The following is a 17319-nucleotide window of genomic DNA, read 5'->3' as shown; positions in this document are numbered from 1 at the left end:
CAGTGCGTAAGTCCTAGAAAATATCATTTCTTCAAAAACCGCTGACGCATCCGCACCACAAAATTATTCACTTCAGGTATCCTCAGCCACGAAGCAATCACGCCAAACACAGCAATCCCCACCAACCCAGCAACAGACAACTCCACCAGCAAAATCAATAAACCATGCTTACCTAACACCTGCTGACAACCAACCAAAGTTGCATAACTGGCTACCCCAGCCACCACGCTACCACCAGTTAAACCGATAATTGGTAAACTCCACTCCCGCCAAGGTATACCGTTAATTTTGCGATCTAATAACCATAACAGCATTATTATTGAACTACAATTTACACCCACCGTTGCTAACACCAAACCGGGGGCGCCAAAAGGTTGGACGAAAAACCAATCTAATACCGCGTTAAGGATAATATTAAATGTACTGATGCGAAATGGTGTTTGTCCGTCCCCTAAAGCATAAAATACCCGCACCAAAACATCACGTCCTAAATAGGCAAACATCCCAATTCCATAAGCAATTAATAGGGATGAAACTAACTCTGTAGCTTCTTTTTTGAAAGCACCACGCTCATAAATTACCTGGACAATGGGGACAGATAACACCACCATCAGCGCCCCTAAAGGTAGCATGGTAAAGGCAGTAAGTAATAATCCCTGACGAATGCGGATTTTTAATTCTTGCCAATTGTCGGGTTCAGCAAGTTTGGCAAACATTGGTAATAGGGGCAATAAAATAATATTGGAAATAATCCCTAAAGGAGTTTGCACAAGTAAATTAGCATAATTAAAACCAGCAGCAGCACCAGGGATGGGACTGGCAAAATACAGGTCTGTGGCAACGTTAATTGGCATCATTCCCGATGAAATGGTCGCCGGAGTCATGATTTTAATTACTTCTTGAACGCCGGGAGATTTAAAATCAAACCGCAGACGTAAAGAACCTAATCCTAATCGCCACTGGACAATTTGTTGCACTAACCACTGCAAAATTGCCCCGGCTAAAGTGCCCCAAGCTAACATCATCCCGCCGATGTAAGCAAATTCGGGTTTAATAATGTCTTGACCGTGTTGCAGTGTCAAAATACCAACGGCTGCAACAACGGTAATACTAGATAATAAGGGACTAATCGAAAGTAACCAATATTGATTAGCGGCGTTAAGGGTACCAAAGCCAATGCCAATTAACCCGGAAAATAAAGCCATTGGGGCCATGATGCGGATTTGTTGGATAGCGATCGCTCTGGTTGTATCTTGTAACCCATGACCCACTATATCGACAATCACATCCGCAAAGACAATTTGCGCCGCTGTCACCACCAACAGCACACCAGCCACCAGGGTTGTCACCGTTTCCACCAGGGGTGCGGCTTCTTCTTGCTTGCGTTTGGCTAAAACGCTGACAATGGCACTGTGTAACGGTCCATTGACACCGCCTAGTAAGATTAATAAAAATCCAGGGATAATATAGGCGTAACTATAGGCAGTAGCAGCAGCGCCAACACCAAAAGCGGCAGCAATGGCTTGCTGCCGTATTAAACCAAATACTTTACTAATTAAGGTAGCAGCGGCAACAATGCCAGCAATACCAGCGAAGGAACGGGAGGGTTTTTGGTCTTTGTTTGTCACGAATAATACCCGACGACTCTTGCACAGTGCATATCTGAGAACATTTAACCTGAAATCTGGCAATCTGTCAGGTGAATTTCTGATCAATTATTCATTAGTCATTTGACTAATAAGTAATAACTGTTTATTTACACCCCAAACTATCTCGCGTAGCAACACCTGTCACAGGATTAATACCATCGGCTCTTTTGCACAATAATGAAACTTGATAGCGGTCAATCAAAGCATCGCTAAAGTCAGCGCCAGTGATATCAGCATCATAAAAGCGGCTGCGGATCAAAGTCGCTTCTGTAAAAATCGCATTTTTCAGATTGGCACCATCGAAAGTTACCCGATCAACCAAAGCACCCGTGAGGTTTGCACCTTCTAAATTCGCTTTTAATAAAACACCTTTGGTGAAAATTGCGTTAGTCAAATTCGCTGCTTGAAAATTTGCCAAGCGCATTTCTGCTGCTACGAAAGTTGCACCAGCCAAATTTTCGTGGGAAAAATCGCGGTTTTCTAAATTGATATTGTTGTAGTTAATCACCTTACCCAGGGCAAAAGCTGGTTTAGGATTAAAAATTATCCATAAACCAGCCAAAATCAAAATCAAAATTAAACCCAAAACACGGATAAAAAACTTTTTCATAACTTAGTCCTTTGTCATTAGTCCGTTGTCATTAGTCCTTTGTCATTTAACTAATGACTAATGACTAATGACTAATGACTATTTCCAATCCTTACCAATTCTGATGGTCAGGTCAGATTCCAAATCGCCAGTTGCGGAAACCTCGATTTGACCCAAGCCTAAGACTTTTTGCAAGTCAATTCCTGGGTTGCGGTTGCCTTTTTGGACGATGATCTGAGTTTGGCGTTGGGTATCAGGCCAATCCGACACCGCGTAAACGTTGGTGAAGCCTTTCTGTTTGAGATATTGGATAACTTTTTCAGTTAATTGAGGTTGATTGGAAGCATTTTGAATAGCGATTTTGAGATTAGAAACTGGTCGGACATCTGCCTTAAGACCAGGTACATTCACCCCAACATAATCATTCAATAGGCTTTGTTGTCCGGTCATATTCAGCCAATAGCTATTGGGGTCTTGGCTAAAACGGCTGAAGACACCAGGCAAAATGGACATTTGGAAATTATCCCGCTCTAGGTTGACGGAAAAATTCACCAAGGCCATCATTTCTTCTATTTTGAGGTTGGTATCAAAGTATTTCCGCATAATGCGAATTAATTGAGGCAACCGGGGTAAGACAGTGGGACTATTGAGGCGTTGGAGTAACGCTGTCATTAGGACTTGCTGTCGCTGCACCCTTGGCAAATCACCGAGACCTGCTTCACGGTAACGCGCAAATTGTTCTGCTTGTTCGCCGTTGAGAGTTTGCCAACCACTGACTAAGTTCGACATCCGACCGGAGTTGTCTTTATATTCGATTGATTTAGGAACAAAAACTTCAACTCCACCCAATTGATCTACCAATTCGCGTAAGCCACTGGTAGAGATGCGGATATAGCGGTCAATTGGCGCATTATTTAAAGTCCGGCTGACTACTCGTGCTGCTAAGACAGGACCACCTTCAGCATTGGCATCAGAGACTTTAGTTAATCCTTTTTCTGGGATAGCAATCATTGTATCCCGAGGAATCGAAAGTACCCTCATGGTTTTGTCATTGGGGTCGAGCCTGGTCATAAGCATGGTGTCGCTTTTACCGGCAAAACTTTCTGGTGAGCCATCAACAGTACCCCTAACTGGTTCAATCCCCATAATTAAAATATTCATGGGTTTTGATAGTTGGTATTGGGAGATTTTACCCCATACCTCTCCTGGGAGGGGCATTTTTTGCTGATCTTTACCAGCGATTCCTAAATCTTCATCTGTTTGATCCAGATTACTCCATAGGGGAGTCCAGAGCGCCAAAATCGATACTAGTAGTCCGGATAAAATTACCCCTAAAACCACTGTTAGTATCCACAATAGCCATCGAGGCATGGTCAAGCCCAACCTTTCGTAAAGCTGGTTAGGGATTTCACCTACAGATTCGACGACACCACGGGAAACATTTGCTTGCTGTTTTGGACTAACTTCGGTATCCGCAACTGGTACTTGTTGAGGTGTTACCTGATTTTCAGTCCGTTGAAATTGTTGTACTCTCACCTCATCTAAATCTAAATCTAAATCTAAACCTGGTACTTGCTGCGGCGTTAACTGATTATCCGACCATTGAATTTGTTTAATCACAATTATCTCCCCACTCAACCACTCCCTAAGAGTATGTTAATCCAAGCTACAAATATTGCCAGTGTCAAGGTCACTGTACACTTGTAATGTTCGTCAGTATTGGTGTATGACAAAATGACTAGTTCATTGTTCCCCGTAATCCTTGCTGGTGGTAAAGGTGAGCGTTTTTGGCCTTTGAGTCGCTCTGGACGACCCAAGCAATTTTTAAGCCTTGATGGTAGCTCTAAAAGCTTGCTACAAGCAACCGCAGATCGATTGTTAGAACTTGCCGGTGGTTGGGATTCTTTATTTGTCATCACATCTCAACAGATAGCTCAAGGAGTGCAACAACAATTGCCACAATTGCCGTCACAAAATTTATTAATCGAGTCAGAGGGAAGGGACACTGCTGCAGCCGTTGCTTGGACAAGTTTAGAAATTCAAAAGCGTTACGGTGAAGATGCAATTATTGGCTTTTTTCCCGCTGATCACTGGATTGCTGACCAAAAAGTCTTTGCTCACACATTAAGTGCTGCGACCCAGTTAGCGGCAAACACAGAAGCGATTGTCACATTGGGGATCAAGCCTAGTTTCCCATCAACAGGTTATGGCTATATCGAACAAGGTGAAAAAATTGGCAGCTTCAATGAGTTGCCAGCTTATCACGTCAACCGCTTTACTGAAAAGCCAGACCGGGAAACGGCAGAAACTTTTTTATCTACGGGACGGTTTAGCTGGAATAGTGGCATGTTCGTTTTTCGGGCGGGGGTAGTTCTGAAAGAACTGTATACCCACGCGCCAGAGATTATCGAACCTTTAGCAGAGCATGGTCCTGATATTTATCCCCAATTACCTAAAAAAAGTATAGACTATGCGCTGATGGAAAAGACTAATTTAGCATATGTCTTACCAGTGGCATTTGGTTGGGATGATTTAGGAGATTGGAATGCGATCGAGCGGTTACTGAAAACACCAGAGAATCCTAATGTAGAACTCGCTACCCACGTGGGACTAGATACCCAAGGGGCGATCGTTTATGCCTCCAATCCTGAAGATGTAATTGTTACCATAGGTTTAGAGGATGTGGTGATTGTGCGCGATCGCAATGTCACCCTAGTTGTGAATAAAGACCGTACCCAGGAAATTAAGCAAATACTCAAAATTCTCAAAGATGATCCCCGATTTATTGACTTACTGTAAAAGTTAAAACCCTTGACAGAGGCTTAACACCCACTTTTTAAATTATAACTTGACTGTCAGTCTGTGCGGGAATGGGAATGGGGCATTGGGCATGGGGCATTGGGCATTGGGCATGGGGCATTAAGAAATATATTTGTCTACTTTACCGACCTTCCCCCCACTCCCCCAGTCCCCAGCGATGCACTGAGCTTGTCGAAGTGTCCCCAGTCCCCAGTCCCCAGCGATGCACTGAGCTTGTCGAAGTGTCCCCAGTCCCCAGTCCCCAGCGATGCACTGAGCTTGTCGAAGTGTCCCCATTCACCATTCACCATTCACCATTCCCCACTCTCCAGTCCCTAACCACAATGTTCCTCACCCAAACGGTTCCCCGTCAACGAGAAATTATCGAGGTAGTCCTTCGCAATGGCTGGGACTATATGCGAAGGCTACTCACTGGTGGCAAAACTGATGAACCCCAATTACCGACCCCTGCGGTGTTAAAAAATATTTTGGTAGATTTGGGGCCAGTTTATGTTAAACTGGGGCAGCTACTTTCCACACGTCCCGATTTATTGAACGCGAGCTACATTGAGGAACTCTCAACGCTGCAAGATGAAGTCCCCCCAGTTGCTTGGTCAGAAATTGAAGTAGTCATCCGCAAACAAATCAAAGGGACTCTAGAACAAACCTTCACCACAATTAATCCCGTACCGGTAGCAGCGGGGTCAATTGCTCAAACCCATCGAGCTACATTAGTAGACGGTCAGGAAGTCGCTCTCAAGGTACAACGTCCGGGAATTGATATCACAATTGCCCAGGATATTGCTTTAATTCAAGGGATTGCTGATTTAGTGGCGCGTACTGAATTTGGGCAAACCTACGAAATCAAATCCATCGCCGCAGAATTTACTAAAGCCTTAGAAGCAGAATTAGATTTTACACTGGAAGCTAGTTTTGCCGACCAGTTGCGGCGTAACTTATCCCACAGTCGCTGGTTTGATCCAGCACAAATAGTGGTAGCCGAAGTTTACTGGAACTTGACCACAGAAAAATTACTGGTGATGGAGTGGCTGGACGGGGTGCCCATTCTGTCGGCAAATTTGAGCAGTGGTGAGAATAGTAAAGATCCTGTTGCAGAACGCAAAGCAATCACTACACTGCTATTTCGGGCGTTTTTTCAACAACTATACATAGATGGGTTTTTTCATGCTGATCCCCATCCAGGGAATTTATTTTATCTTCATGATGGCCGGGTTGCCCTGTTAGACTGTGGCATGGTGGGAAGACTTGATCCGCGCACACAGCAGATATTAACAGAAATGTTGTTGGCGATTGTTGATTTAGATGCGGGGAGATGCGCTCAGTTAACTTTGCAACTAGCAGATTCTGCTCAACCAGTAATTTTGGCTAAGTTGGAAAGTGATTATGACCGAATGCTGCGGAAGTATTACAATGCTAGCTTGAATGACATCAATTTCAGTCAAATTATTTATGAATTTTTGCAAATTGCCCGGAACAATAAAATTCGCTTGCCGAGTAACATGGGCTTATATGCTAAAACCTTGGCAAACTTAGAAGGGGTAGCGCGGACATTTAACCCAGAAGTCAATCTTTTTGATGAAATCAAACCATTAATTACCGACTTGTTTCGGCGTCAGTTATTAGGAGATAATCCAGTGCGATCGCTCTTAAGAACAGCGCTAGATATCAAAAATCTCTCGTTACAATCTCCCCGCCAAATTGAACTATTATTAAACCGCGTGACCTCAGAAACCTTACAATGGAATTTATCACTGCGGGGTTTAGATGGTATGCGGCGCACTATGGACGATGCTGCCAATCGACTATCTTTTAGCATTTTGGTCGGTTCATTAATTATGGGTGCAGCAATTATTTCTACCAAAGCCCAGACTTCTCAGCTATCTTTTTTAAGCAGTGTCCTATTTGCAGTAGCAAGTTTATTGGGCTTATGGTTAATTATTAGTATTTTGCGGTCTGGGCGTTTACGGTAAATAGGTAATTATTTGTCATTTGTCATTTGTCATTTGTCATTTGTCATTTGTCATTTGTCATTTGTCATTTGTCATTTGTCATTTGTCATTTGTCATTTGTCATTTGTCATTTGTCATTTGTCATTTGTTATTTGTTATTTGTTAAAATCTGGGGTACATTTGCGTAAAATATATATAGGGCTAATATTTGATTTTTGAAATAGATGTAGGGTGGGCAATGCCTAGCCTACTATGAGTTTAAAATGAAGTATATGATTAAAAAAATCATCAAACTGCTGCTGAAAATCAGTTCTTCAATATTATGAACCGTAGATAGATATGATGTATCTGTGTAGCCTGCTGCAATTCGCTCCGCGTCTAGCTCTGTGTTTATCTGTGGTTTAAATTGAAAATTCTATGTCAATTATAGTCGCCAAAAACCTAAGTAAATTTTACCCAATTGCAATCAAAGAACCGGGAATTAAAGGGACAATCACCCACTTTTTTCGCCGCAAATATCGTTCAATTAAAGCAGTTGAGAATGTTTCTTTTGAAATTAGCCCTGGTGAAATCGTAGGATTTTTGGGACCGAATGGTGCTGGAAAAACTACCACACTCAAAATGCTGACCGGGTTGATTCATCCTTCTAGCGGTGAAGTGAGAGTGGCTGGACAAGTACCGTTTAATCGCCAAGAGGAATTTTTGCAAAAAATCACCTTGGTAATGGGACAAAAACAGCAGCTAATCTGGGACTTACCAGCACTAGATTCGTTGAAAATTAACGCCGCTGTCTACAACATCTCACAAAAAGATTTCCAGCGGCGCGTGGGAGAATTAACCCAGATGCTGGCGCTAGAAGGAAAACTCACCCAACCAGTGCGGAAACTGTCTTTGGGGGAGCGGATGAAGGCGGAACTTTTAGCAGCGCTTTTGCATCGTCCCCAAGTATTATTTTTGGATGAACCAACCCTAGGGCTGGATGTTAATGCTCAGGCTGGGGTACGGGATTTTTTGCGCGATTACAATCAGCGTTATCAGGCGACAGTGTTATTAACTAGCCATTACATGGCTGATATTACAGCCTTGTGTCAACGGGTACTGTTAATTCACCAGGGAAAGCTCATGTATGACGGTAGCTTAGATGGACTACTGGAACGCTTCGCCCCTTATCGAGAAATTCATGTGGAATTAGCCCAACCTATACCCACAGAACAACTCACGTCCTACGGTGATGTAGAAGTAGAAGGGCGGACAGTGCGTTTTTTGGTGCCGCAAGAAGCGCTTACCCGTACAGTATCGCAAATTTTGGCAAATTTGGAGGTAATTGATTTAACAGTGACCGAACCGCCCGTAGAAGAGGTGATTGGAAGAGTTTTTCAGGCGGGAGTCGTGTAGAGAGTATGATACAAATACGTTGGTAGGGGCACGGCAACGTTGGTAGGGGCACGGCAATGCCGTGCCCCTACTGGCTTCTATATGTATCAGAGTTTTGGTGAAATGGTATTAGGAGTGTGTAGGGGCGGGTTTAACGAGTAAATCTGTGGATAGACCACGCTTTTGGGGTGCAAGGCCTTGGGGCGCAAGGCCTTGCGCCCCTACGAAGATCTGTGGTTCAAATGAAAAACGCTGTATCAAGGAGAACTGCTTTGGGAAACTGCGGGACTGCGAATAATTATGTTACCTTTATCACCTTCTTGAATGGCGATGACCGCTGGGCGATCGCTCGGTGTGGAATTTGCAGGTAACGCCGCAAACAAATAAATCCAGCCGCCACGTTCGAGAAGTAAGCGCCAAATTCTCGGCTGTTTGGGGTTACTTGTATCAGTATCTTCCCTGCCGCGCAGGTCTTCAAATAAACCTCTGTCTCCAATTATTTTGTAGCCTTTTAACGAGGGATTGGTGAATACATCGTCAAGTTTGCGCCCCACTGCAAACTTCTCTTCTGGCGAAATTAAAGCTATCACCGGTAAAGTGGAATTTTGCCCAGCATCTCGGCGAGCATCGATAATTCCTTGGGAGTTTGCTAACCAAAATATGACAATTAATACCCAGGAGACAATGACGATCTCATTGATTAAGGAACGGAGAAATTCTACAAGGCGCAGTTGGGAAGAACTATATGTAGCCAGAGAATGTAGCAATTTAGCTATTCTCGATTGCTTGCGTTGCGTCGCTGGGATGATGCGATGGGATAGCAAATGGTTGAGAGTAACAACTACTATTTCGCTGATGATTCTAATTAACCATAATGTGATATTTATAGCAGTGGCAGCCAACAAAAAGGCGATCGCAGTTTTGCAAATTGCCCACCCATCCCCAAAAAATATTTGCAGGGGAACCATGAAAAAGGACTCTGTGGGTAAGTCGAGGTGAGAAATTTCTAGTTGAAAAAAGTAGAAGTATGACCAGCGATAAATCCAGCCGCCAAAGAAAAGCGCGGCACCTAATAAACCAACTACACTGGTAAATTTGCCTAAGATATTAGGGTCTGCGGAAGGATTGGGGTTTGGGTTCATTGCATTTTAGAGTTTGGAGTTGGGATTTTGGATTAACCGCAGAAGTAGGGGCGCAAGGCCTTGCGCCCCTACGAAGATCTGTGGTTCAAAGAAGTGACAATTGCCATATTAATTAAATTAATCAAATCATTTGCGTTATTTTACGGAAATTTGGGAGATACTGTTGAAGTTAAAATAACATGAATAAAATAAAACACTGTTCCAACTATGAAAGCCTTGTTCAAGTTAATAGTTGTGGGACTGTTGACAACAGCAGCCGGACTGGTAGGAAACAACTTATCTGCAATTGGCAAAGAAATCAAGACGGGAAATTTTTTGTTAGCACAGACACCAGTCAAAACACAGACAGTCCCAGTGGCTTTGCCAGAATTAGCTGATATATTTCTCAAGGGGGGAGAGTCAAGCAGTGGGCGGGTAATTGGTATTGATGTCAAAGGGCAAAAATTATCAATTCAGCGTCAAGGTAGCTCTACTACCTACATCATCCGCTTGAGTAAAATTGAAAAGGTAGTATTCAGAAATGTGGCTAAAGCTTATAGAACTGACGGGCGTCAGATTATTCGCGGCGATCGCCAGCGTCTTACAGTTAAACCGGATAATTGGAACGGTATTCCCTTGGATACTTTTAATATCATAAATCCACAACAGGGTCAAGCACAAGTGAAGCTTGGTCCACCTGTTGTTACCTCAGCGAAACTGTCAGGTATTTTGTCAGTGGCGAAAGACCGGCAATATGTGGTGGAGCAAATCCAGTTTAATCCGCAGAAAAAAACAATGACGATTCAGGCTACACCTTATTAATTAACAATGCAATTGAATTGCGAGTCGATGCAATTGAATTGTGAGTCGATGCAATTGAATTGTGAGTCGATGCAATTGAATTGCGAGTCGATGCAATTGAATTGCGAGTCGATGCAATTGAATTGCGAGTCGATGCAATTGAATTGCGAGTCGATGCAATTGAATTGCGAGTCGATGCAATTGAATTGCGAGTCATAACAAAAATTATACGTAGGGTGGGCACTGCCCACCACATCCGGGTTTTGCTTGGCATTGCCTAGTCTACAGCTATGTGCGGAGGCGGAGCCTCCGAGTTGGCATTCCCAGTCTGAGACTGGGAACGAGGGATAATGAGGCACAGGAGGCACTGGGAACGAGGCAACCGCCTCTGATTCCACGATACTGTAATTATCAGTTATACCGTTTCACTTTAAGTATGATACAAATACGTTGGTAAGGGCACGGCATTGCCGTGCCCCTACTGGCTTCTATATGTATCAGAGTTTTGGTGAAATCCTATTAGCCTCAGATTTATCTAGCTTGTTGATTCAACCAAGTTGCTAAATCTGCCACAACAGAAAAATCTAATAACGATTCTCCTAGATTCTCTAATTGTTCAATAGATAATCCTTGAACTCGCTCGATTAATGATGCATCAATCTCACTAAGACGACGATGGAGTAGACGTATAACTAAACGTTGTTCTCCTTCCTGTTTAGCTCTTTCACGGTCTTGCTGATAAAGTGGTTCTAATCGCATAATTAACTCCCTATCATCTAGGCTCGAATGATATACACTTACGGGGCACGGCATCCAAAATTTTTTCTTCTAATGACAATTTTATTCGTGCCGTGCCCCTACGACAATTTTCTGAACTGTATACTGTAATTATCAGTTAGCCTCAGATTTATCTAGCTTGTTGATTCAACCAAGTTGCTAAATCTGCCACAACAGAAAAATCTAATAACGATTCTCCTAGATTCTCTAATTGTTCAATAGATAATCCTTGAACTCGCTCGATTAATGATGCATCAATCTCACTAAGACGACGATGGAGTAGACGTATAACTAAACGTTGTTCTCCTTCCTGTTTAGCTCTTTCACGGTCTTGCTGATAAAGTGGTTCTAATCGCATAATTAACTCCCTATCATCTAGGCTCGAATGATATACACTTACGGGGCACGGCATCCAAAATTTTTTCTTCTAATGACAATTTTATTCGTGCCGTGCCCCTACGACAATTTTCTGAACTGTATACTGTAATTATCAGTTAGCCTCAGATTTATCTAGCTTGTTGATTCAACCAAGTTTCTAAATCTGCCACAACAGAAAAATCTAATAACGCCTCTCCTAGATTCTCTAATTGTTCAATAGATAATCCTTGAACTCGCTCGATTAATGATGCATCAATCTCACTAAGACGACGATGGAGTAGACGTATAACTAAACGTTGTTCTCCTTCCTGTTGTCCTTCTTGCTTACCTTCTTGTCTACCTTCTTGTCTACCTTCTTGTCTACCTTCTTGTTTGCCTTCCTGTTTAGCTCTTTCACGGTCTTGCTGATAAAGTGGTTCTAATCGCATAATTAACTCCCTATCATCTTCTTCTAAATCTTGATTGACTCTTAAATTCTGGCGCAGGTTGTAAACTAATTCTAGCGTCGCTTTCTGAAATGGATGATTTGTTGGTAACGCTTTTAACTCATTAATTGCCTGTTCTTGTACCCTACCTCTACCCAGGATTCTCAACCACAGTGTGTCTGGGGTTGGCGGTAGCTGATGGATGGCTACAATCGCTGCACGTAAATAGTCTGCCATGAAATGTACTCCAGGCTTTTGTTCATCAACAAAAGCGCGAAATCCTGACAGCAGTGTCGCGGATGCTGTTGGGGTGAGAATCCATAATTTGGGAATGGATGATTCTTGAATGGGGGTTTTATTTCGATTCGCCTCCCGTTGTAATGCACCTCTAAGTTCTAATAATTTTAAAAGACAGTTGCAGATTTCATCAGGCGATGCTGCATTGCGGAATGGCTCAAAGATAGCAGGACTGGTTGCTAGTTTTCCTAATAAGCCTAATGTTTCTAAATTGGTGGTTTGTTGTGTGGCTGGAGAAAAGAAAACATCAATTTCTCGCACTTCTCCAGCTACACGATTTGGTGCTTGAACCTGTCCATATGGTTTGAGCAATTCCTCTAAATAATCTTTGGCAAATTGGTCATGAATAAAGCGGGTCATTCAATTTTATCGATAGCAATTAATAATATTTTATCAAACATAATTGCGAGTCGATGCAATTGAATTGCGAGTCATAACAAGAACGAGGGATAATGAGGCATAGCAAATTAATATTTAGCACATAGCACTTTTATGCAGAAAATTCTTACTAGTATATTGACTTTGGGTATTTACCTAACTCCCCTAACAGTGACACTCATCCCTCCACCCAGTTGGGGACAAACTCAAAACCCCCAAGCACAAGCAGCCCAAAAATTGCTAGACCAGGCGATACAAAAGCCAGGAAGTGAAGGTTATATCGGTAATCAAGCAACTCTTACAAGATTCAAAACTGAAGCGTTGCGCTTTGGCTTGCTGCACTTAGCTACTCATGGTTGTTTTCAAAATGAAGACTGTAAGAAATTGAATTTGAAAAAGAATACTTTGTTATTTGCTGATACCCAATTTAATATTGCTGATGCGGCACTTTTGGGTTTACAAGGCACAAATTTGCTGACTCTCAGCGCCTGTCAAACTGCGAAAGAAATTTATAATAAAGGTGTGGGAATTGCAGGTGTTGCTTATATATTTGAACGTGCTGGCGCTAAAGCAATTATGGCGAGTTTGTGGTCTGTTGATGATACAGCAACTCAAAGGCTGATGACTGATTTTTATCAAAATCTCCAGCAGGGTATGAGCAAAGGGGAAGCATTACGCCAAGCTAAACTCAAGCAAATTGAGCGTCATCCTTTTTATTGGTCGCCATTTGTCATAATTGGCGATGCGGAGTGAATTTTGTTTGTATTGAAGTATTGTAGTATTGTAGGGTGCGTTAGAACGGAGTTCGTAACGCACCAAACCCTTGATAATGGTGCGTTACGCTATCGCTAATACCATTTCACCAAAACTCTGATACATATAGAAGCCAGCAATGCCGTGCCCCTACCAACGTATTTGTATCATACTTACAGCTATTTTCAGGTAAATAGACCACATTTGCCGTAGGGGCACAGCACTGCTGTGCCCTGAGAGTGTGGTTCAACTACGTGAAAACTGCTGTAAAGCTCAAAAAACTTGATACAGCACTTTCCTGAATCATGAAGTACAGTAGCAGCAGTTAGCAAACCAATTTCGCAGATGCATAGGATTGATTAGATTTAAAGCAATTGCAATCAATACATCTACCATTTGAGTAGTTTTTGGAGAAAATGTTTTGATAAAAGCTTTAAGCTGTGACCACCAATGTTCAATGGGATTAAAATCTGGTGAATAAGAAGATAGATTGATGACACTGGCACCAACAGATTCAATTATGGGCGTAATTTCATCGATCTTATGGGCAAATAGGTTATCCATTATGACAACTGCACCTTTCCATAATTGAGGCACTAACAACTTTTCTATAAACACGCGAAAAGCATTACTATCCATTGAACCATCTAGTGTCATCACAGCCAATACTTTATCCATACTGATTGCGCCGATAATAGTGACTTTTTTACCTCGATAAAATGGTTTTACATCATATACTCTACTTCCTTTTTCACTACGAGCTTTTGGACGCATTAACCCAAGCAGTAAGCCTGCTTCATCCAAAAAAACCAGATTTTTCGGCTCTATATCTCTGACTTTCTCTCTGTATTCACACCTGAGCAATTGAACTCTATCGGTAGCTGCCTGACTGCTGCGAACCGTTTTTTTTACGAGTTAGATTTAATTTTTGCAATTCTCTACACATCATGCTGGAACTCACTAGTTGCCCCTCAGTTAAGAGCCAATATTCACAATATTCAGAGAGAGTTGCATCTGGATACTTTTTTACCAATGCAACAAGTTGAGCCGCAGAATCTGCTAATACCGCTTTTTTTCTTGTCCCTTGCTTACCAGGATTAACATGTCCTTTCTCTTTATACTGTCTCAACATTTTTTGTACAAAAGCTTTACCAACACCAAAGTTTACAGCTAACTTTCTAACTGAAATATTTCCTAACTGATAAGCATTGACTATTTTTTCTCTCAGATCGACGGAATATGGTTTCATAATAATAATTTATCTATCTTACATATTGTACTTCACATTGCTGGAAAGTGCTGTAATGGTGCGTTACGCTATCGCTAACGCACCCTACGACTACTATTGAAAACCTTTCCCACCCTTCTTCTGTCCCTTCGGTTTAGATTTATTAACGTCGGCTACAGCTTCTTGAAATAAATTATGCAGATGTATCGGGACACTGGCAATTTCTGGTAAATCTGGCTGTATTGGTTTGTGGTATTCTTGCAATAGTGCATCTAAGTCATTTGCCAGGCGAAACTCTGGACGCTGCAGAAATATTTGCAATAGGTTTTCTAAGGTTGTCGGATACTGTTGCGCTAATCGCTGCCAAATAAAGGCGTTAATACTTTGGTCTTCGAGATAGTAACTAATTAGTTTTTCCGACCCTGCTACACTTTGCCAGTCTTCTGCTGATAATATTGATTTTATCTTAGTATATGTTGGTAAAAACATCTGTCCCCAATGGGGATGAGAAATAACCGTTACCTGTTCGGCTTTTTTGAGTTCCGCAGGTAAATCCACTTTTGGTGTTACCATTTTGCTGTTAAATATCTCAGCAACAACTTTGGCGTCAGCACCTGCTTCTTTTGCGGCTGCAGTGATTTCCTCTTGTTCAATACCCGCTGCGGCTGCTACTTCAGCTAAGGATTTGGAAGTATCAATTCCGAGTGTTGCTAAACGTTGTTGCGTCAATAGTTCTTGAAATTCTGCTATCTTTTTATTCAGTTGGTATCCTGGTAGTGTGATTTCATCGCTGCCAAAAAAGTCAACAAATTGGTGATGATATTCCGCTACAGATTGCCAAGCTTGTTCTAGCAAATCTGGTGCATCGCTGTAAAGATGATGTTTATAGTTTTCTTTGAAATTACCAATAGCCACCGCTAGTTTTGGTTTACCCAATTTACCCATGATTGTGTATTGTCCAGACAACATCCAGTAGCTATCGGTAAAGGGAGAGATGCGGGTGAGTAAGATTTCTCCAACTTTTAACCGAGATATTTCCTGTAATGTTTGGGAATTGTTTGGTTTGACGATGTAGTGTTTGGCTGTCAGCCAATTCATTAACTCCACACCATCTGGTAAAATTTTAGTAATCGCAAATAGTCCAGTAAAAGTACGTTGCCAGTTGCTGATCAAGTGGCGATCGCTCGGTTGTAAATCTGCATGACTGGCGATAAATAATTCTAGTGGTGACTTTTCGCCTACTTTACCTTCAACAATAAAGCAGTCAACGATAAAATCCTGCTGTCTATTATCGCCGCTACTACGTCGCATTTGTTGTGCTGCATAGGTTTCCAGCGCTTGTGCTAGTTCACCTTCAGCATCAAGCACAAAATCGATTAAGGCTTGTTTGAGTGTGTGCGATCGCTCTAGTATTGTATCCACAAGTCTATCCCTTTTATTCGTCAGTTGTCAGTTGTCATTTGTCATTGGTAAGGGTTTTTGGTATATTTATGTTTCGCTATCCAGGATTAATACGTAGAGTAGGCAGTGCCCAAGCTACTACAAATACTGAGAATTTTTCCCAAATCAAAGGGGATTGCCATAGTTTTGTTCATCATTTCCGCCTACAGATTTAGGATAAACCTGCCAAGATAATTAAAGCATCTAGCAATAGCTAGAGTTAAATCTAGTAATCTGTCAAGATAAAAATGATGGACTGTAGTGCGGGCATCTTGCCCGCGTGAGCGAGACGCTCACACTCTGTCAAGATAAAAATGATGGACTGTAGTGCGGGCATCTTGCCCGCGTGAGCGAGACGCTCACACTCTGTCAAGATAAAAATGATGGACTGTAGTGCGGGCATCTTGCCCGCGTGAGCGAGACGCTCACACTCTGTCAAGATAAAAATGATGGACTGTAGTGCGGGCATCTTGCCCGCGTGAGCGAGACGCTCACACTACCAAAAATCCCTCAAAACAAAATTGACAGACTACTAGTTCAACCTAAAAAACTAAAATGCTTGTAGTAGCGCTTCAGCGCATAAGCGGAATATCCCCAGATGGGCTATCAGATTACCGAATTTATTTACATGCATAACTATAAAGTTATATATGTAAATATTTATTTGCATCTGCTGGGATGTTAATGCCAATCTTCTGGCGTCGTAAACTACTAACCACTAACTGAACTTTATCATGGTATAAATATCAGGTCAGGTTGACTATTTATGTATTTTTACGTAATTTTGACAAATCCTAAGTCAAGATTTGGCTGATGGATTAAATCTATTGTCCACAAGCTAGCATTGCCAAATAGCAGCTTGATGGCTGAAAACTTACGGCGTCTAGCCTAGACAGATCTCACACACAGTTAAAAAGAAATTCTACTTAGGTAAGTTAAGTCAGTATTTTATGGTAGATTCAATTTTGTAGATTCTGCAAAGATATCGGTTTTTACGGTCGCATAAAAATTTTATAAATTTTTAAAGATTTAAAATCAGTGAAACTTTTGCCGCATTTTGTGCTTGTTAATGTTAATAGTTGGACATGGTGATTTACTTAAGTAGCTAATACTAGTAAATCACAGGAAGATTTTTATATTCCTATGGAATATTCAGTATATCTACTGTTTTAAAAGAAATATATAAAAGCAGAAAGTAGGTATCAGAAGTTAAATATCTAGTGAACATAGTCTAGGTAAATTATTAAGAGGAGATTAAAATTGGCAAAACATTTTAAATTTCAAGATAAAACTATCAAGCAATGGGGAATAACCCCTAACCAAAAATACTGCAATTCAGT

Annotated in this window: 16 protein-coding genes and 2 pseudogenes; 7 read left to right on the top strand and 11 right to left on the bottom strand. The window is 41.8% G+C overall.

The genetic code is table 11. The features are described from left to right. Nucleotides 1-23: 23 nt before the first annotated feature. The 3 genes from murJ to HEQ19_09740 all read right to left on the bottom strand — a co-directional run bounded on the left by murJ (nucleotide 24) and on the right by HEQ19_09740 (nucleotide 3858). Complete coding sequence (murJ, locus tag HEQ19_09750; protein ID WYL99763.1) at nucleotides 24-1628, bottom strand: murein biosynthesis integral membrane protein MurJ; 1605 nt, start codon at nucleotides 1626-1628, stop codon at nucleotides 24-26. A 124-nt stretch (nucleotides 1629-1752) separates the two neighbouring features. Beyond that, nucleotides 1753-2259, bottom strand: coding sequence for a pentapeptide repeat-containing protein (locus HEQ19_09745; GenBank protein WYL99762.1), 507 nt, complete (start codon nucleotides 2257-2259; stop codon nucleotides 1753-1755). Nucleotides 2260-2337: 78 nt separating this feature from the next. Continuing rightward, complete coding sequence (locus HEQ19_09740) at nucleotides 2338-3858, bottom strand: LCP family protein (protein WYL99761.1); 1521 nt, start codon at nucleotides 3856-3858, stop codon at nucleotides 2338-2340. A gap of 114 nt (nucleotides 3859-3972) precedes the next feature. Between HEQ19_09740 and HEQ19_09735 the strand changes: the two genes are divergently transcribed. Continuing rightward, nucleotides 3973-5037, top strand: a complete 1065-nt coding sequence (locus tag HEQ19_09735) for a mannose-1-phosphate guanylyltransferase (GenBank protein WYL99760.1) — start codon at nucleotides 3973-3975, stop codon at nucleotides 5035-5037. Between the two features lie 120 nt (nucleotides 5038-5157). On the opposite strand, the gene HEQ19_09730 is transcribed toward HEQ19_09735, so the two are convergent. Next, nucleotides 5158-5334, bottom strand: coding sequence for a hypothetical protein (locus tag HEQ19_09730; GenBank protein ID WYL99759.1), 177 nt, complete (start codon nucleotides 5332-5334; stop codon nucleotides 5158-5160). A gap of 47 nt (nucleotides 5335-5381) precedes the next feature. Between HEQ19_09730 and HEQ19_09725 the strand changes: the two genes are divergently transcribed. The 3 genes from HEQ19_09725 (at nucleotide 5382) to HEQ19_09715 (ending at nucleotide 8402) form a co-directional block, all read left to right on the top strand. Then, nucleotides 5382-7028, top strand: coding sequence for an AarF/ABC1/UbiB kinase family protein (locus HEQ19_09725; protein WYM03332.1), 1647 nt, complete (start codon nucleotides 5382-5384; stop codon nucleotides 7026-7028). A 12-nt stretch (nucleotides 7029-7040) separates the two neighbouring features. Further along, nucleotides 7041-7226, top strand: a complete 186-nt coding sequence (locus HEQ19_09720; GenBank protein ID WYL98103.1) for a hypothetical protein — start codon at nucleotides 7041-7043, stop codon at nucleotides 7224-7226. 198 nt (nucleotides 7227-7424) lie between these two features. Further along, nucleotides 7425-8402, top strand: a complete 978-nt coding sequence (locus tag HEQ19_09715; GenBank protein ID WYL99758.1) for an ATP-binding cassette domain-containing protein — start codon at nucleotides 7425-7427, stop codon at nucleotides 8400-8402. 236 nt (nucleotides 8403-8638) lie between these two features. Here the strand turns inward: HEQ19_09715 and HEQ19_09710 are convergent, their stop codons facing one another. Beyond that, complete coding sequence (locus HEQ19_09710) at nucleotides 8639-9523, bottom strand: hypothetical protein (GenBank protein ID WYL99757.1); 885 nt, start codon at nucleotides 9521-9523, stop codon at nucleotides 8639-8641. Nucleotides 9524-9730: 207 nt separating this feature from the next. On the opposite strand from HEQ19_09710, the gene HEQ19_09705 reads away from it, so the two are divergent. Continuing rightward, nucleotides 9731-10324, top strand: coding sequence for a hypothetical protein (locus HEQ19_09705; GenBank protein ID WYL99756.1), 594 nt, complete (start codon nucleotides 9731-9733; stop codon nucleotides 10322-10324). Between the two features lie 80 nt (nucleotides 10325-10404). Then, the gene (locus tag HEQ19_09700; protein WYL99755.1) at nucleotides 10405-10584 is read left to right on the top strand and encodes a hypothetical protein; all 180 of its coding nucleotides are present in this window, start codon (nucleotides 10405-10407) and stop codon (nucleotides 10582-10584) included. Nucleotides 10585-10834: 250 nt separating this feature from the next. Here HEQ19_09700 and HEQ19_09695 read toward each other — a convergent pair. The 3 genes and pseudogenes from HEQ19_09695 to HEQ19_09685 all read right to left on the bottom strand — a co-directional run bounded on the left by HEQ19_09695 (nucleotide 10835) and on the right by HEQ19_09685 (nucleotide 12540). After that, nucleotides 10835-11080: pseudogene (locus HEQ19_09695) on the bottom strand (DUF4351 domain-containing protein). A 130-nt stretch (nucleotides 11081-11210) separates the two neighbouring features. Continuing rightward, nucleotides 11211-11456: pseudogene (locus HEQ19_09690) on the bottom strand (DUF4351 domain-containing protein). A gap of 130 nt (nucleotides 11457-11586) precedes the next feature. Beyond that, nucleotides 11587-12540: a DUF4351 domain-containing protein gene (locus tag HEQ19_09685; GenBank protein ID WYL99754.1), complete on the bottom strand. Its 954-nt coding sequence runs from the start codon at nucleotides 12538-12540 to the stop codon at nucleotides 11587-11589. A gap of 132 nt (nucleotides 12541-12672) precedes the next feature. Between HEQ19_09685 and HEQ19_09680 the strand changes: the two genes are divergently transcribed. Continuing rightward, nucleotides 12673-13311: a CHAT domain-containing protein gene (locus HEQ19_09680; GenBank protein WYL99753.1), complete on the top strand. Its 639-nt coding sequence runs from the start codon at nucleotides 12673-12675 to the stop codon at nucleotides 13309-13311. A gap of 303 nt (nucleotides 13312-13614) precedes the next feature. On the opposite strand, the gene HEQ19_09675 is transcribed toward HEQ19_09680, so the two are convergent. The 3 genes from HEQ19_09675 to HEQ19_09665 all read right to left on the bottom strand — a co-directional run bounded on the left by HEQ19_09675 (nucleotide 13615) and on the right by HEQ19_09665 (nucleotide 15961). Further along, nucleotides 13615-14175 carry an IS630 family transposase gene (locus tag HEQ19_09675; GenBank protein WYL99752.1) on the bottom strand — a complete coding sequence of 187 codons (561 nt, stop codon included), beginning with the start codon at nucleotides 14173-14175 and terminating at the stop codon, nucleotides 13615-13617. Between the two features lie 7 nt (nucleotides 14176-14182). Next, nucleotides 14183-14560 carry a transposase gene (locus tag HEQ19_09670; protein WYL99751.1) on the bottom strand — a complete coding sequence of 126 codons (378 nt, stop codon included), beginning with the start codon at nucleotides 14558-14560 and terminating at the stop codon, nucleotides 14183-14185. Between the two features lie 93 nt (nucleotides 14561-14653). Then, nucleotides 14654-15961 (bottom strand): hypothetical protein, encoded by a 1308-nt coding sequence (locus HEQ19_09665; GenBank protein ID WYL99750.1) that lies wholly within the window; start codon nucleotides 15959-15961, stop codon nucleotides 14654-14656. Nucleotides 15962-17319: the final 1358 nt, after the last annotated feature.

The organism is Gloeotrichia echinulata CP02 (assembly GCA_038087035.1).
GTDB lineage: Bacteria > Cyanobacteriota > Cyanobacteriia > Cyanobacteriales > Nostocaceae > Gloeotrichia > Gloeotrichia echinulata.
This window is presented reverse-complemented; position numbering and strand designations above follow the sequence as displayed.

Coding starts and splice junctions, on each gene's coding strand:
- HEQ19_09745 (WYL99762.1), bottom strand. CDS start 2,259: ATGAAAAAGTTTTTTATCCGTGTTTTGGGTTTAATTTTGATTTTGATT.
- HEQ19_09735 (WYL99760.1), top strand. CDS start 3,973: ATGACTAGTTCATTGTTCCCCGTAATCCTTGCTGGTGGTAAAGGTGAG.
- HEQ19_09730 (WYL99759.1), bottom strand. CDS start 5,334: ATGGGGACACTTCGACAAGCTCAGTGCATCGCTGGGGACTGGGGACTG.
- HEQ19_09725 (WYM03332.1), top strand. CDS start 5,382: ATGTTCCTCACCCAAACGGTTCCCCGTCAACGAGAAATTATCGAGGTA.
- HEQ19_09715 (WYL99758.1), top strand. CDS start 7,425: ATGTCAATTATAGTCGCCAAAAACCTAAGTAAATTTTACCCAATTGCA.
- HEQ19_09710 (WYL99757.1), bottom strand. CDS start 9,523: ATGAACCCAAACCCCAATCCTTCCGCAGACCCTAATATCTTAGGCAAA.
- HEQ19_09705 (WYL99756.1), top strand. CDS start 9,731: ATGAAAGCCTTGTTCAAGTTAATAGTTGTGGGACTGTTGACAACAGCA.
- HEQ19_09685 (WYL99754.1), bottom strand. CDS start 12,540: ATGACCCGCTTTATTCATGACCAATTTGCCAAAGATTATTTAGAGGAA.
- HEQ19_09680 (WYL99753.1), top strand. CDS start 12,673: ATGCAGAAAATTCTTACTAGTATATTGACTTTGGGTATTTACCTAACT.
- HEQ19_09670 (WYL99751.1), bottom strand. CDS start 14,560: ATGAAACCATATTCCGTCGATCTGAGAGAAAAAATAGTCAATGCTTAT.